The organism is Sporosarcina sp. P1 (genome assembly GCF_002743155.1).
GTDB lineage: Bacteria > Bacillota > Bacilli > Bacillales_A > Planococcaceae > Sporosarcina > Sporosarcina ureae_B.
Genome location: NZ_PDYS01000001.1, coordinates 298,415 through 312,402 on the forward strand (window position 1 = coordinate 298,415; position 13,988 = coordinate 312,402).

The window sequence follows — 13,988 nt, forward strand, 5'->3', positions numbered from 1 at the left end:
ATAATAGGTTCATAACTAAATATTGATTCATCTTCGGGGCAGGGTGTAATTCCCGACCGGCGGAAATGAAGTAGAATACTACTTTTTAGCCCGCGAGCTTAACAGCTGATTCTGGTGAGATTCCAGAGCCGACAGTATAGTCTGGATGGGAGAAGGTGAAGGTGCAGCCATCTTTTTGTGTACGCAAAAGTGGTGCTTGTTTCCTGACGGATAAGTTTGTATGATTTATCTGTTCTTAACAGTGCATTTTATTCTCCCTAAAGTATATTTTACTTTAGGGATTTTTAGCGCAACAAATAGATGAGCCAGCCTTTCCTCTTTTGAAGTGAATCGCAAAAGGAGAGAGGAACAAGTGAATAACAAGAAGTTACGTAAGCTGATTTTGGTGGCGATTTTGGGGAGTATTTCAACTGTGTTAATGCAGTTTAACTTTCCGATTCCGGCAATGCCTGGATTTTTAAAGATCGATTTTAGTGAGATCCCAGCTGTTATGGCAATCATGACGATGGGACCTGTTGCTGGTATAGGCGTAGAGTTATTGAAGAACGTCATGCACTGGTTCTTATCAGGAAGCCCGACTGGAGTACCGGTGGGTGAAGTTGCAAACTTCGTGACAGGCGTATTATTCATAATGCCAATCTACTGGATTTTTACGAAGTATCGTTCAGCTAAAGGTCTTGCATCAGGTTTGATTGCAGGTACGGTAGCAATGGCAGTAGGTATGAGCGTATTGAATTACTTAGTGTTCTTGCCGATGTACACATATTTCCTCGGCATGCCAGCAGTTACAGGCGACTCGCTTTATCAAATGATTATATTGGGAATCTTACCGTTCAACTTGATAAAGGGTGTCATGCTATTAGCCATCACGTTGATGTTATATAGAAGCATGGAGAAGTGGATTCTTCAGCAACAAAAGAAGTTATCGTTCTAATCAAATAAACGCCGGTCTTCCTGAATAATAGGAAGACTGGCGTTTTTACTGTATATAGAGAATTAGCTAGTGAGAATGAGGGGATTGAAACGCCAGCTGGGGACGCTTTACGGTTTGCGCGGCATGAGTCCCTTATCGGCAAAGTGCAAAATCGATTTAAAGCAAAAAAACAACACATCCAGTAGTAGGAAGTGTTGTTGGGATTGAATCAATCTTCATATTTTAATGGATCGCCTTCGAAGGCTTCATCTGCAATTTTAATTGAATCGGTAGGGCAGCCATCATATGCATCCTCGAGATCCTCCATCAGTTCTTCTGGAACTTCAGTGTTTCCCGTGTTATCATCTAAAATAACAAATGCAATTCCCTCATCGTCATAATCATAGATATCTGGCGCAGCAGCCCCGCAGGCCCCGCAAGCTATACATGTATCCTGATCGACAATCGTATACTTTTTGCTAGACATTTGTCTTTCTCCCTTCTTCCATTCACTCATCCTATTTTGTATCTACTCTATTCTAAAGCTGTTTTCATCACTTTTCAACAAAAAAACGTTATTTCTTCAGGAGTGAGCGCAAATGAGTTTTGATTCTATCTTACTAACGATCTTCCAACGTCTCCATGGTGAGCGTTCAGCGCAAGGAGTTTATCATATACTTCGCGGGAAAAAATCAGGACAGACATTACAAGACGTTGAATATTATCAAGTTAAATCATACTATGCATTGTTGCCACAATTGACGGCAAGCGACTTTCAGCAAGCGTTAGAGCGGATGCAAGCAAACGGTCTGATCTATATAAATGAACTCGTCTATGTGACGGCAAAAGGTCAGATGGGGACGGGTAGTGAAATGTGGCGATTTAATGGCTGGAATTACCGTGGTCGTGAAAGAGAGTTCGGCAGACGGTTGGCGTTGCTAGTACAGACATTGTCCAATTTACGACGCGGTGAGACAATGTTCATGCCGATCCAGAAAGAATTGCCTACCCAACAATTTATCAAAGGACTTTTACGTAATCAATCAAGTAGCACGACTAATCTATCTACATCATTGCGAAAAGAATTGGAACACGCGCTAATTCATTCATCATTATCAGATTTACAACGTACGATAGTGAGCGATCGATTGACGGGTTACCGACTTACGGCATCTACTTGGGAACAGCTGGCGGAAAGTCTAAACATATCGACTATGACTCTACAACTTTACTATTTAGAAGCATTACACATATTGCTGGACTTCCTACAACAACAACCGAATTTGCAATTACTGACAGAATTAGCGGTAGGTTGCAGAGTAGACACGTATTTGACACAATCTGCCGAACGGACACAAAAACTATTCGAGCGGGGTTATTCGGTAGAGCAAATTGCATCTTTACGAAATTTGAAATTAAGTACTATAGAAGATCATTTCATTGAAATGGCAGCGAATATGGATGGCTTTCCATATAAAGAATTTGTAACGGAAGAACAAATGGAGATGGTTTGGCGTCATGTTGAACAGTTGCAAACTAAAAGATTGCGTTTGTTGAAACAACAGTGCCCAGAATTGTCGTATTTCCAACTGCGATTAATCATCATTATTGGAAGGAGCGAGAGCTGATGGAACTTCAAGAAGTATTGCATCAAAAGTTCGGCTATGAATCATTTCGACCTGGGCAACAAGAAGTCATTAAGGAGTTACTTGCTGGACGGGATGCTGTGGCGATTTTTCCGACGGGTACGGGGAAGTCACTTTGTTATCAATTACCTGCATATATACTCGATGGAGCAGTGATCGTCATCTCTCCGCTCGTTGCGTTGATGGAAGATCAAGTGGCCAATCTACGAAAACATAAGGAGAAACGTGTGGTCGCGATCAATTCGTTTTTATCTAGCAAGGAAAAAGAATTGGCGCTCTCTACCATGGCGCATTATAAGTTCATTTTTTTATCACCTGAAATGATGATGCAACAACATGTCCGGCAGCTTGTTCAACAATTACATATAGCTTTTTTTGTAGTGGATGAAGCCCATTGTATTTCCGAATGGGGATTTGATTTTCGACCAGACTATTTACGATTAAAAGAACTGTTCTCAGTTTTAAAAAGAGCACCGGTGTTGGCATTAACTGCTACTGCGAGTAAAAAAGTAGTGGAAGACATAACTACTTACTTACACATGAGAAATCCTCACATCGAACGACAGTCGATGGATCGTCCTGCTATATCCTATCGTGTGGTGCATTTGGATAATGAATTGGCAAAAACAGAGTGGATTATTGATAGACTTGCTACAACGATCGGACCTGGTATTATTTATGTGGCGTCACGAAAACGTGCGGATGAACTTTCGGCAATAATTCGAGAGAGAGGAATCCCAACAGCAAGTTATCATGGAGGCAAGGAACAGGATGAACGATCTATTATTCAAGAACAATTTATACAAGGTGAACTCGAGTGGATTTGTGCTACCAATGCATTTGGTATGGGAATCCATAAAGATGATATTCGACAAGTTATTCATGAACATCTACCTGCTACGCCAAGCGCGTACATTCAGGAAGTAGGACGTGCAGGACGTGATGGGGATCAGGCTGCGGTCACTCTTTTATATAGTGTGCGGGATATACAGAAAGTGAAGTTCATCGTGTACGAGGATTTGCCAGATGAACAGCAAATTCTCTATTATCATTCTTTACTGCAATCAGGTACTGGGAGTCAATTGGCTGCCGAGCAAGCTGGACTATCAGAAGTAGCTAGTCGTTTGCTTGATTATTATTTGGAACAATACGATATAGAACATGTCATTCGACAAATCGAACAAATATATCAAGTGAAAGAGAAACAAATTGCCGAAATGGAGAGTTATGTAAAAAGTGAAAGGTGTTTGCGACAGAAATTAGTACAGTTTTTTGGCGAGAATACGTCGCCAGCAGAAACGGATTGCTGTTCAAACTGCCAGAATCTAGATGACGATTGGTTGATTAAGTCACAAGCATCAACTGAACACGTAAACAAAGCGTTACAGTGGAGTGAACGTCTACGTCAGTTATTAGGTTAAAGCAGACTGTCAGTATTTACTTTTTAGACAAAATTCGGCATAATAGAGATAGATGAGTTTGTGAACGGACGTATTTTTCACGGATGAATAAAGGAATTGCATCATATAATAGCAACAGACATTATGCGGTGTGAAGGAGAAATTAGACATGTTAAACGATCAGTATAAAATGGATTTTGAACAACAGCGAAAAGAGATTAAAGAAAAAGCGTCTATCGATAAACTTCCCTCCCGTGCAGAAGTACATGGAAAGATGAAAGAGGAGAAATACGGTCAAGTGAAAGTCATCAATATTTTTCTGGCGATTTTTACTTTAATACCTATTGTTATACTCCTTTATGTATTATCGGATCTCTATTCCCCTGACGTTCCCGATCAAGTACCTGTTGAAAAAGTCGAGTTGTCGGTTGGGCTTTATCCGTCCATGACACATTTCATGCATGCCGTTTCCTAAGCGAAGTATAATAGTTAGGGGTTTTAATGAAATCTCGCTACACTACTAATGAAAATTACTACTACAAAAGCAAAGTAGACGCTTTGCTTTTTTTTATGGGAGTTGACTAATGAAAAAGGTTCGAATAGCGGGATTATCAGTTTTTTTATCAGCGATGACTATGCTGACTTATATGTTTACCTTAGCTCATCGGAATCGTGTGCTTACTCATACATTAACTATTCAATCGTCGCCAACTAATAAATTGAACGTGTTCTTCATTTCAGATATCCACAGACGGAGTATTCCTCAGCGACTGATAGATGATTTGCGTACGCGTTCTATCGATGTGGTTATCGTAGGTGGAGATGCGGCGGAAGGCGGTGTGCCGATTGAGCGAATTGAACGCAATATGCGTTTACTCGCTTCAGTGGGGCCGATCTTCTATATTTTTGGAAATAATGATCAAGAAGTAGGCACAGAAAATATATTGCGTGTGATGGAACATGTAGGTGGTAAAGTGTTGGTCAACAGTACTACATCGATACCGAACCATCCGAATTTCGGTATATGTGGGCTGCAAGATCCAAATAACGGAAAAGTAGAGATCGATAAGGCTGTGGATTCTGCAAAAGGTTATGATCATTTGATCCTAGCTGTACATAATCCTTCATTTTTCCGAAAGTTTGAAGAGAAGCGGCGACCTGATTTATCTGTTGCTGGCCATACACATGGCGGCCAGATTAGACTTGGTCGTTGGGGCATGCAAGACCTTGGTCGCTTTGAGACGGCGGAAAGTTGCGCGAAATTAATCAGTAACGGCTATGGAACGACAATGGTGCCGTTGCGTTTCGGTGCGAAACCCGAATGTCATGTAGTGGAAGTTCATTACTAGAACGCGAGAAATTAGGAGAGTAGATGTCATGAATTCTGTAGATGCAGTAATTGTTGGTGGCGGTCCATGTGGCTTGTCAGCGGCAATAGAATTGCAAAATATCGGTTTATCGGTAGTGGTGATTGAAAAAGGAAATATCGTGAATTCGATTTATAATTATCCCACTCACCAAACGTTTTTTAGTTCCAGCATGAAATTATCGATAGGCAAGACGCCATTCATTACAGCGATAGATAAACCAAGACGTAATGATGCACTCGTATATTATAGAACTGTTGCACAAATCGAGAACTTGCGAATCAATAGTCATGAGCGAGTGGAAGATATAAATAAGCAGCATGATCAATTTATTGTGACGACGAATAAAGCGGTCTATGAAGCGAAATATGTCGTAGTGGCAACAGGTTATTATGATCAACCCAATCGTTTACATGTCGAAGGAGAGGATTTGCCTACTGTCTATCATTACTTTAAAGAAGCACATCCGTACTTCAATAAAAAAGTGACAGTCATTGGCGGGAAAAATTCTGCTGTCGACGCAGCAATCGAGTTACAACGCGCGGGTGCGCATGTAACTGTCATCTATCGAAACGAAACGTATTCGAAAAGTGTAAAACCTTGGATACTCCCAGGTTTTGAAAGTTTGGTGCGTAACGGTCAAGTCGATATGCATTTTAATGCGTATGTAACGAAAATTACTGAAAAAACAGTTACCGTTAATCAGCAAGGCACCTTATTTGATCTCGATAGTGACTACGTCTTTGCGATGATCGGCTATCATCCGGATCATGCATTTTTACGTAAAATAGGGATTGAAGTAAACGAACAATCTGGACGACCTGTTTTCAATGAAGAAACGATGGAAACAAACGTTGATAATTTATTCATCGCAGGTGTTATTGCAGCGGGGAATAATGCCAATGAAATTTTTATCGAAAATGGACGTTTCCATGGTGGAATGATTGCACAATGTATTGCACAAAATATGTGAATGAATCAGTCGCTTGCCTTACAGGTCAGGCGGCTTTTATTGTATATGGTGTGATATACTAGCGATATGAGGAGGCGCTTATGTTTATTTTACTGACAGTCGCAATAGCGCCGGCGCTGGCACTTTTCAGTTATTTGTATTTACGTAAACAAATTGCCAAGGAGCCGTCCAAGACGCTATTCCATGCATTCATTTACGGTGCAATCATGACCTTTCCTATTTTGTTTATCCAGCATGTATTTGAGGAAGAGCATGTATTTCATAATGAGTTTTTCCGTAATGTATTATTTACGAGCAGTTTAGAGGAATTTTTTAAATGGATTATTATTTTTATTCTCGTATATAAAACAATTGAGTTTGAAGATGCCTATGATGGGATTTTATATGGAGCGAGTGTCTCACTCGGATTCGCTACAATAGAAAACATTTTATATTTACTATCTTTCGGTTTGAATACAGCTTTTCTTCGTGCATTACTGCCTGTCTCAAGTCACGCATTATTTGGTGTCGTGATGGGGTATTATTTTGGTAAAGCCAAGTTTTCTGTTGCATCAGAAAAAGCGAAATGGATAGTTATTGCATTTTTAGCGCCATTGCTACTTCATATATTTTACAACTCAATTTTATTTACTAATGATTATTGGCTGTATTTAATGATCCCTTTTATGCTGTTCCTATGGTGGTTTGGGCTGACACGAGTGAAGTATGCACATACTTTTGCGATGCAACAATTCAGAAAACGAAATCAATCAAACTTTTAGAAATCCGTCTGAGTTCTTCAGACGGATTTTTTGCCTTATAAAATACTCGATATTGGACAAACTACGAGGAAGCACAATTTTATGGAGGTGGATGTCTATGAAGCGAATTACAAAACGCTTCCTATTTTTATTACTGGCAGGCATCATGATGTTTTCTTTCTTTGCGAGTCATAGTGAAGCGTTCAGTGGACGTGACTTAGCGAAAGGTGCAAAAGGGGACGATGTAATTGAATTGCAAGCAAGGCTCCAATATATCGGTTTCTATCATGGAGAAATTGATGGTAATTTCGGTTTTGGGACGTACTGGGCATTACGCAATTTCCAGGAGCAATACGGTTTACCACTTGACGGGATAGCGGGTAAAAGCACCCAGAAGAAGTTGCGAGGAATTTCAGATTACGATGAAAAGTATGTAAAAGGGCAGATAGCGAAAGGAAACCAATTTACCTATTACGGTGGACAGTCGCTAGAATCCCAAGTGAAAAAGGGGAGTGTCCCGCACAAGCAGTCGCAAACCCAAATGCAAGCACCGCCTAAATATACTGACCAGGATATTAATTTATTGGCCAATGCAGTGTATGGTGAAGCACGTGGCGAGCCATACGAAGGACAAGTGGCGGTAGCGGCAGTTATTTTAAACCGTGTCGAACATCCAGATTTTCCTGATTCAATTGGCGGCGTCATCTTTCAACCGGGAGCGTTTACTGCGGTTGCGGATGGACAGATTTGGCTGACACCGAATGAACGTGCGAAAGAAGCCGTTATTGATGCAATCAACGGCTGGGATCCTTCGGAAAATGCAATTTACTATTTCAATCCAATCACAGCAACTAGTAAATGGATTTGGTCAAGGCCACAAATTAAGAAAATCGGTTTACACATATTTTGTGACTAATAGAAAGGAGACCTAGCTTATTATGAAACGAATGATTTTCATTCTGACCTATTCATTTATTGTATTAGGAATATATACGTTTGGAACAGTGCGTGAAAATGAAGATTTATCAATTGCATTGAATGGCCAATATTCCAAAAGTATGACAGATGCCTCACAAAAACTAGGTGAGTTGGAAGAGGCAGTAAATAAGTCATTATTATTTGAAGATCAAAAAAGTTCTGCAAAGGAAAGAGAAGATATTTGGCGTTTGTCATCAGATATCAAATCATCCATATCCTCACTTCCTGTAGATGAAAGTTTCTCTACTTCCTGGATGAATTATTTAGGAAGATTAGGGAATTTCGCAAAGCAATCTACAGAGAACGGCGACGCTGACGAATACTATGGCGTGATGCAACGCGCTTCAGAAAATCTGGATGAACTAGCGAGTGAATGGCAGTTAGCGACAAAAGATATGTTTTCAAGAAAAATGTCAATCAGCAACTGGGAAAAAAAGTTGCGTGATTCACCTGATGGAAAGGCGAATTGGTCGAAAATGGGAGAGTCTGTCATGGAATATACAGAAGCAGTATTCCCTCTAACAGCTAGTGAGTCTGATGCGAAGAAGAAAAAAGAGTTGCGTGATATTAAGGAAAAGAAAATTAGCGAAGACGAGGCAATTCAAAAATTCAAAAAGCTTCTGCCGACTGTATCGAATGATATCATTGCAGCGGAACGAAGTAGAAAAGGGGCTCCATATCCATTTTATCATATCCGTTATGCGGAAAATTCTTCAATTGGTTATATAGATATAACTGAAAAAGGTGGACATGTTCTGTCATATCTCATGGAGCGTCGCATGGGTAAGCCTACAGTTTCCTATGAAGAATTAGAGAAGCTGGCTGATGAGTTTTTAAAGAAGGCGGATTATACGGATTTGGTTTTAGAAGAGGCGAGAGAGAATGATAACGCGTGGCATTTTGTTTTCGTCCGGGTGGATCCTGAAAATGATGCCAAAGTATTTTCAGATCCAATTCATATCAAATTAGCAAAAGACAACGGGGAAGTGATCGGTCTGAATGCATCGGAATACATTCGTAAAGAACAGCCAAAACCACAGCCTATTCGTACAGCGGAGTGGCACACGTTCTTTAGACCGGATGTTACAGTAATGGCTCAGGAGCTTGCCTATGTAGAAAATAGTCAAATGGAGCAACGCCTTGCGCATTATTTAACTGTCGTTTCAGGTGAAGAAAATTTAGAGACATATAAGATTCTCGTTGATACGGAGACATTAGAAGTGATTACGACAGAAAAACAATAAAAAGGATTGGAAAAATTTACTCCACATGACATAATAAAAGAATAGGACGAATGGCAGGTGGAGATATGAGACTAAGTATCGGGACAGTATTAACATTGGAAAAAGATTATACTGAGGAATCGGAGAAATTCAAATGTCGCGTAGTGGATATTGAAGATGAAGAGCACTTCATGATGGATTACCCTATCAATATAATGACGGGTAAAACAGCATTCTTCATAGATGGTACGCAGTTACTTGTTACATTCGTAGATCAGTATAAAATGTCTTATGCATTTCGCACAGAAGTGCATAGCCGGGTAAATCAAACGATTCCCATGCTTAAACTGAAATATCCCGGTGATAAGCATTTGATTAAAATCCAAAGACGAGAATTCGTTCGTGTCGATACGTCATTAGACGTGGCATTACAAGCAGACTCTTCCTCTTTGCAATTGGTGTCATTGGATATTAGCGCTGGTGGATTAGCAGTCAATATGAAAAATCATGATTATTTCCCGCGAAATACAGAAGTGAAATTATTGATTGTATTGTATTTCTCGAAAACAGAAATCAAATATGTATCATGTAAAGCAAAAGTAGTAAGAAATTGGGAAAGTCAGAACCGTAGATTGAGCTCTTTCACGTTTGATGAAATAGATGATAAAGATCGACAACACATTATTCGCTATTGCTTTGAACGACAGTTAGAATTACGAAATAGCTAAAGGAAAAGTCTGTCGAGAGCAGACTTTTCCTTTTTGCTTATGGTACAATAAAAGCGTAAATGGAGGGGTTTTCATCATGACAGGTGGAATGAGAATTGCAATTGACGGACCTGCAGCAGCGGGTAAAAGTACAATTGCTAAATTAGTAGCTAAAAAATTAGGATATACGTATATCGATACAGGAGCTATGTATCGCGCCATTACTTACAAAGTACTTCAAAGCGCCACAGATCCACGTAATGAGGAAGAAATTACAAAGTTGATTGCCCAAACGGAAATCGATTTGCAACCGGACGAACAAGTGCAAAAAGTCTTGCTGGATGGTATTGAAGTAACTGACGCGATTCGTTCACACGAAGTGACGACAAATGTTTCAGCAATCGCGGCTTTGACATCTGTCCGTGAACTTTTGGTAGCTAAACAGCAGAGTCTGGCAGCAGAATCCTCCGTAGTAATGGATGGTAGGGATATTGGTACTGCTGTGTTGCCTGAGGCTGAATTGAAAATCTTCATGACAGCTTCTGTAGAAGAGCGTGCTGAGCGTCGTTTACTAGAAGAACAGAAGCGTGGAATGAAATCGGATTATGAAACATTGAAAAGGGAAATAAGCGAAAGAGATCAAGCGGACAGCGAACGAAAAATTTCTCCATTAAAAAAAGCAGAAGATGCGATTATAATTGACACAACAGGGAAGACAATAGAAGAAGTGACAAATAGTATTGTCGAATATGCCGAAAAGAGGTTGGCTCAATGAATTTATATCCACTTGGCAAGTTTTTGATTAGTACTGTTTGTTTTCCACTTTATCGAATTAAGGTAATCGGCAAAGAAAACTTCCCGAAACAAGGCGGTGTGCTTTTATGCACCAATCATATAGATAATTTAGATCCGCCTATAGTCGGTATTACATGTCCGAGAACAGTTCATTTTATGGCCAAAGAAGAGCTATTTGATAAGCCGATTCTTAAAACGTTGTTACCAAAAGTACAAGCATATCCCGTAAAACGTGGCATGAGTGACCGAGAAGCATTCCGTAAAACCATTAAACTATTACGCGAAGACAAAGTGGTAGGTCTTTTCCCTGAAGGGACTAGAAGCAAAACGGGGGAAATTGGAAAAGGTTTAGCGGGCGCAGGATTCTTTGCTCTTAAAGGTGGAGATGCAAAAGTCGTCCCGTGTGCAATCATCGGTCCGTATAAAGCCTTTTCGCAACTGAAAGTCGTCTACGGGGAAGCTATGGATATGACGCCTTATCGTGAAAGAAAAGCATCTGCTGAAGAGGTAACGGAAGCGATTATGGCAGAGATCTCCAAGTTGATTGAACAGTATAAATAAAAGAATAAGTGCAATTTTTTGTTTTTAAGTCTCAATTCGCATAATATAGAGATAGGATCATTATGGAGGAGGACTACATATGACTGAAGAGATGAATATGGATGAAGTTAAAGAATACGGTGAAGGTGCACACGTAACGGGTGTAGTGACAAAGGTTGAAGAGAAATCAGTGACTGTTGAAATCGCTGGCGCTCCTTTTGACGGTGTGATTCCGATCAGTGAACTTTCAAGCTTGCATATTGAAAAAGCAGCAGATGCAGTCTCAATTGGTGATGAATTACAATTAGCGATTACCAAGGTGGAAGATGAGATGTATGTCTTGTCTAAGCGTCAAGTAGATGCAGAAAATGCATGGGATTCATTAGAGGAGAAATTTGAAAGTGGCGAAATCATCGAGACAGATGTAAAGGATGTAGTAAAGGGCGGACTGGTTGTCGACCTTGGCGTTCGCGGATTTATTCCAGCTTCTTTAGTAGAAGATCACTTCGTTGAATCGTTTGATGATTATAAAGGACGTACGATGACATTTAAAATCGTTGAAATGGATAAAGAAAAGAACCGCTTAATCTTGTCTCACCGTGCTGTCGTTCAAGCGCAGAACGAGCAGAAAAAAGAAGCTGCGCTTTCTGAAATTCAAGAAGGTGACATTCTCGACGGTACAGTACAACGCATCGCTTCATTTGGTGCATTCGTTGATATCGGTGGCGTAGATGGTTTGGTTCATATTTCGCAAATTTCACACGGGCACATTGAAAGTGTGTCAGACGTGTTGAAAGAAGGAGACGAGATCCAAGTCAAAGTATTGTCTGTAGACCGTGATGCAGAACGTGTATCTTTATCCATTAAAGATACATTGCCTGGACCATGGGAAAATATCGAAGAAAAAGCGGAAGTGGGCTCTGTACTGGATGGTACGGTGAAACGTCTTGTAGCATATGGTGCATTCGTCGAGATTTTGCCCGGCGTAGAAGGACTCGTTCACATCTCACGTATTGCACATGAGCACATCGGCACACCGCAAGAAGTGCTTGAAGAAGGTCAAACTATACAAGTAAAAGTATTAGATGTAAATCCTCAGGAAAAACGAATCTCATTGAGCATTAAAGATCTTATTGAAAAGCCACAAGAAACACGTGAAGAAAACTTTAGTTATGAAATGCCTGAAGAAACAACTGGCTTCTCTTTAGGAGATGTCATCGGTGATCAACTGAAGAAATTCCAAAAATAAACTTCAGAATGTAATAAACTAGCCACAAATGATAAATAAGCGTAATTGGAATGATGATGCTTTCATATGCATCATCATTCTTTTTGTGTATAATATTCAAAGATAGGTCGGAAGGGTGTTATGAAAGAAAATGAAAAAACCAACAGTAGCAATCGTAGGAAGACCAAACGTCGGTAAGTCGACAATCTTTAACCGGATCGTAGGCGAACGTATTTCTATCGTAGAAGACGTTGCCGGTGTAACGCGAGATCGTATATACAGCGCAGCAGATTGGTTGAATTATGAATTTAACTTAATCGATACAGGCGGTATTGAACTTAGTAGTGAACCATTACTTGACCAAATCCGTATGCAAGCTGAAATTGCCATTGAAGAAGCGGACGTCATCATCTTTTTGACGAATGGTAGAGATGGTGTGACAGATTCAGATGAACAAGTGGCACGTATGCTGTATAAAACGAACAAGCCAGTCGTATTGGCAGTGAATAAAGTAGATAATCCAGAGATGAGAGATATGGTCTATGATTTTTACTCACTTGGATTTGGCGAACCGTATCCACTTTCAGGATCACACGGTCTAGGACTTGGTGATTTATTGGATGCAGTCGCAGAAAGCTTTAAAGATATGAATTTAGAAGAAGAGGAAGACGATTCCATCAAGTTCTGTTTAATTGGACGCCCGAATGTCGGAAAATCGTCACTAGTTAACGCGTTACTTGGTGAAGATCGTGTCATCGTAAGCGATATCGCTGGAACGACAACAGATGCAATTGACTCTACAAAAGTAATAGAAGGACAAGAATTTAAAATTATTGATACTGCGGGAATGCGTAAAAAAGGGAAGGTATACGAAAATACAGAGAAATACAGTGTATTACGTGCCTTAAAAGCGATTGACCGCTCTGATGTTGTATTAATTGTCTTAAACGCAGAAGAAGGTATTCGCGAACAGGACAAACGTGTAGCTGGTTTTGCGGAAGAGGCAGGAAAAGGTGTCATGTTCGTTGTGAATAAATGGGATACTCTTGAAAAAGATGATAAGACGATGAATAATTTCATCGATGATATTCGCGATCAGTTTAGATTCCTTGATTATGCACCTATTTTCTTTGTTTCTGCTAAAACAAAGCAACGCGTGCATACATTATTCTCCAATATCCAATTGATCAGTGAAAATCATGCGATGCGTATTCAATCGAGTGTCTTGAATGAGGTAGTAGAGGATGCAGTGGCTAGAAATCCTGCGCCTTCAGATAAAGGACGTCGTTTGCGGATTTATTATGCAACACAAGTTGCTGTGAAGCCACCGACATTCGTGGTCTTTGTCAATGAACCAGAACTTATGCACTTTTCTTATGAACGCTTTTTACAGAACAGATTACGTGAAGCCTTTGGATTTGAAGGTACACCCATCCGTTTAATCACAAGAGCAAGAAGCTAACTACACAAATAGAAAG

15 protein-coding genes and 1 riboswitch are annotated in these 13,988 nt (G+C 40.1%); of the genes, 14 read left to right on the top strand and 1 reads right to left on the bottom strand.

From position 1 onward, the window contains the following. Window positions 1-25 precede the first annotated feature (25 nt). Window positions 26-161: riboswitch (FMN riboswitch) on the top strand. 191 nt (window positions 162-352) lie between these two features. Next, the gene (locus CSV73_RS01480; RefSeq protein ID WP_085133369.1) at window positions 353-934 is read left to right on the top strand and encodes an ECF transporter S component; all 582 of its coding nucleotides are present in this window, start codon (window positions 353-355) and stop codon (window positions 932-934) included. A gap of 208 nt (window positions 935-1,142) precedes the next feature. Here the strand turns inward: CSV73_RS01480 and CSV73_RS01485 are convergent, their stop codons facing one another. Further along, window positions 1,143-1,400, bottom strand: coding sequence for a ferredoxin (locus CSV73_RS01485; protein WP_029053065.1), 258 nt, complete (start codon window positions 1,398-1,400; stop codon window positions 1,143-1,145). 112 nt (window positions 1,401-1,512) lie between these two features. On the opposite strand from CSV73_RS01485, the gene CSV73_RS01490 reads away from it, so the two are divergent. The 13 genes from CSV73_RS01490 (at window position 1,513) to der (ending at window position 13,972) form a co-directional block, all read left to right on the top strand. Beyond that, on the top strand, window positions 1,513-2,541 hold the full coding sequence (locus CSV73_RS01490; protein ID WP_099626419.1) for a YpbB family protein: 1,029 nt from the start codon (window positions 1,513-1,515) through the stop codon (window positions 2,539-2,541). Next, window positions 2,541-3,980, top strand: a complete 1,440-nt coding sequence (locus CSV73_RS01495; RefSeq protein ID WP_099626420.1) for a RecQ family ATP-dependent DNA helicase — start codon at window positions 2,541-2,543, stop codon at window positions 3,978-3,980. Before CSV73_RS01490 ends, CSV73_RS01495 begins: the two co-directional genes overlap by 1 nt. Window positions 3,981-4,128: 148 nt before the next feature. Then, window positions 4,129-4,434, top strand: coding sequence for a hypothetical protein (locus CSV73_RS01500; protein ID WP_099626421.1), 306 nt, complete (start codon window positions 4,129-4,131; stop codon window positions 4,432-4,434). Window positions 4,435-4,543: 109 nt separating this feature from the next. Beyond that, window positions 4,544-5,308, top strand: coding sequence for a metallophosphoesterase (locus tag CSV73_RS01505; RefSeq protein ID WP_085133373.1), 765 nt, complete (start codon window positions 4,544-4,546; stop codon window positions 5,306-5,308). Window positions 5,309-5,336: 28 nt separating this feature from the next. Next, window positions 5,337-6,299: a YpdA family putative bacillithiol disulfide reductase gene (locus CSV73_RS01510; RefSeq protein WP_099626422.1), complete on the top strand. Its 963-nt coding sequence runs from the start codon at window positions 5,337-5,339 to the stop codon at window positions 6,297-6,299. An 80-nt stretch (window positions 6,300-6,379) separates the two neighbouring features. After that, the gene (gene prsW / locus CSV73_RS01515) at window positions 6,380-7,060 is read left to right on the top strand and encodes a glutamic-type intramembrane protease PrsW (RefSeq protein WP_099626423.1); all 681 of its coding nucleotides are present in this window, start codon (window positions 6,380-6,382) and stop codon (window positions 7,058-7,060) included. A gap of 97 nt (window positions 7,061-7,157) precedes the next feature. Next, the gene (gene sleB / locus CSV73_RS01520; RefSeq protein WP_085133376.1) at window positions 7,158-7,955 is read left to right on the top strand and encodes a spore cortex-lytic enzyme; all 798 of its coding nucleotides are present in this window, start codon (window positions 7,158-7,160) and stop codon (window positions 7,953-7,955) included. A gap of 22 nt (window positions 7,956-7,977) precedes the next feature. Beyond that, complete coding sequence (locus tag CSV73_RS01525) at window positions 7,978-9,261, top strand: PepSY1/2 domain-containing protein (protein ID WP_099626424.1); 1,284 nt, start codon at window positions 7,978-7,980, stop codon at window positions 9,259-9,261. Window positions 9,262-9,326: 65 nt separating this feature from the next. Beyond that, window positions 9,327-9,968, top strand: coding sequence for a flagellar brake protein (locus CSV73_RS01530; RefSeq protein WP_158232262.1), 642 nt, complete (start codon window positions 9,327-9,329; stop codon window positions 9,966-9,968). A gap of 76 nt (window positions 9,969-10,044) precedes the next feature. Beyond that, window positions 10,045-10,722: a (d)CMP kinase gene (cmk, locus tag CSV73_RS01535; protein ID WP_085133379.1), complete on the top strand. Its 678-nt coding sequence runs from the start codon at window positions 10,045-10,047 to the stop codon at window positions 10,720-10,722. Then, window positions 10,719-11,303, top strand: a complete 585-nt coding sequence (locus CSV73_RS01540; protein WP_085133380.1) for a lysophospholipid acyltransferase family protein — start codon at window positions 10,719-10,721, stop codon at window positions 11,301-11,303. The genes cmk and CSV73_RS01540 overlap by 4 nt, the downstream gene beginning before the upstream one ends. A gap of 79 nt (window positions 11,304-11,382) precedes the next feature. Continuing rightward, on the top strand, window positions 11,383-12,531 hold the full coding sequence (rpsA, locus tag CSV73_RS01545; protein WP_085133381.1) for a 30S ribosomal protein S1: 1,149 nt from the start codon (window positions 11,383-11,385) through the stop codon (window positions 12,529-12,531). 130 nt (window positions 12,532-12,661) lie between these two features. Then, window positions 12,662-13,972 (top strand): ribosome biogenesis GTPase Der, encoded by a 1,311-nt coding sequence (gene der / locus CSV73_RS01550; protein ID WP_085133382.1) that lies wholly within the window; start codon window positions 12,662-12,664, stop codon window positions 13,970-13,972. The last annotated feature ends 16 nt before the right edge of the window (window positions 13,973-13,988 follow it).

What these genes read in the sequence shown, in the direction of transcription:
- CSV73_RS01485 (WP_029053065.1), bottom strand. Translation starts at nt 1,400, where the DNA reads ATGTCTAGCAAAAAGTATACGATTGTCGATCAGGATACATGTATAGCT.
- CSV73_RS01490 (WP_099626419.1), top strand. Translation starts at nt 1,513, where the DNA reads ATGAGTTTTGATTCTATCTTACTAACGATCTTCCAACGTCTCCATGGT.
- CSV73_RS01495 (WP_099626420.1), top strand. Translation starts at nt 2,541, where the DNA reads ATGGAACTTCAAGAAGTATTGCATCAAAAGTTCGGCTATGAATCATTT.
- CSV73_RS01500 (WP_099626421.1), top strand. Translation starts at nt 4,129, where the DNA reads ATGTTAAACGATCAGTATAAAATGGATTTTGAACAACAGCGAAAAGAG.
- CSV73_RS01505 (WP_085133373.1), top strand. Translation starts at nt 4,544, where the DNA reads ATGAAAAAGGTTCGAATAGCGGGATTATCAGTTTTTTTATCAGCGATG.
- CSV73_RS01510 (WP_099626422.1), top strand. Translation starts at nt 5,337, where the DNA reads ATGAATTCTGTAGATGCAGTAATTGTTGGTGGCGGTCCATGTGGCTTG.
- prsW (WP_099626423.1), top strand. Translation starts at nt 6,380, where the DNA reads ATGTTTATTTTACTGACAGTCGCAATAGCGCCGGCGCTGGCACTTTTC.
- sleB (WP_085133376.1), top strand. Translation starts at nt 7,158, where the DNA reads ATGAAGCGAATTACAAAACGCTTCCTATTTTTATTACTGGCAGGCATC.
- CSV73_RS01525 (WP_099626424.1), top strand. Translation starts at nt 7,978, where the DNA reads ATGAAACGAATGATTTTCATTCTGACCTATTCATTTATTGTATTAGGA.
- CSV73_RS01530 (WP_158232262.1), top strand. Translation starts at nt 9,327, where the DNA reads ATGAGACTAAGTATCGGGACAGTATTAACATTGGAAAAAGATTATACT.
- cmk (WP_085133379.1), top strand. Translation starts at nt 10,045, where the DNA reads ATGACAGGTGGAATGAGAATTGCAATTGACGGACCTGCAGCAGCGGGT.
- CSV73_RS01540 (WP_085133380.1), top strand. Translation starts at nt 10,719, where the DNA reads ATGAATTTATATCCACTTGGCAAGTTTTTGATTAGTACTGTTTGTTTT.
- rpsA (WP_085133381.1), top strand. Translation starts at nt 11,383, where the DNA reads ATGACTGAAGAGATGAATATGGATGAAGTTAAAGAATACGGTGAAGGT.
- der (WP_085133382.1), top strand. Translation starts at nt 12,662, where the DNA reads ATGAAAAAACCAACAGTAGCAATCGTAGGAAGACCAAACGTCGGTAAG.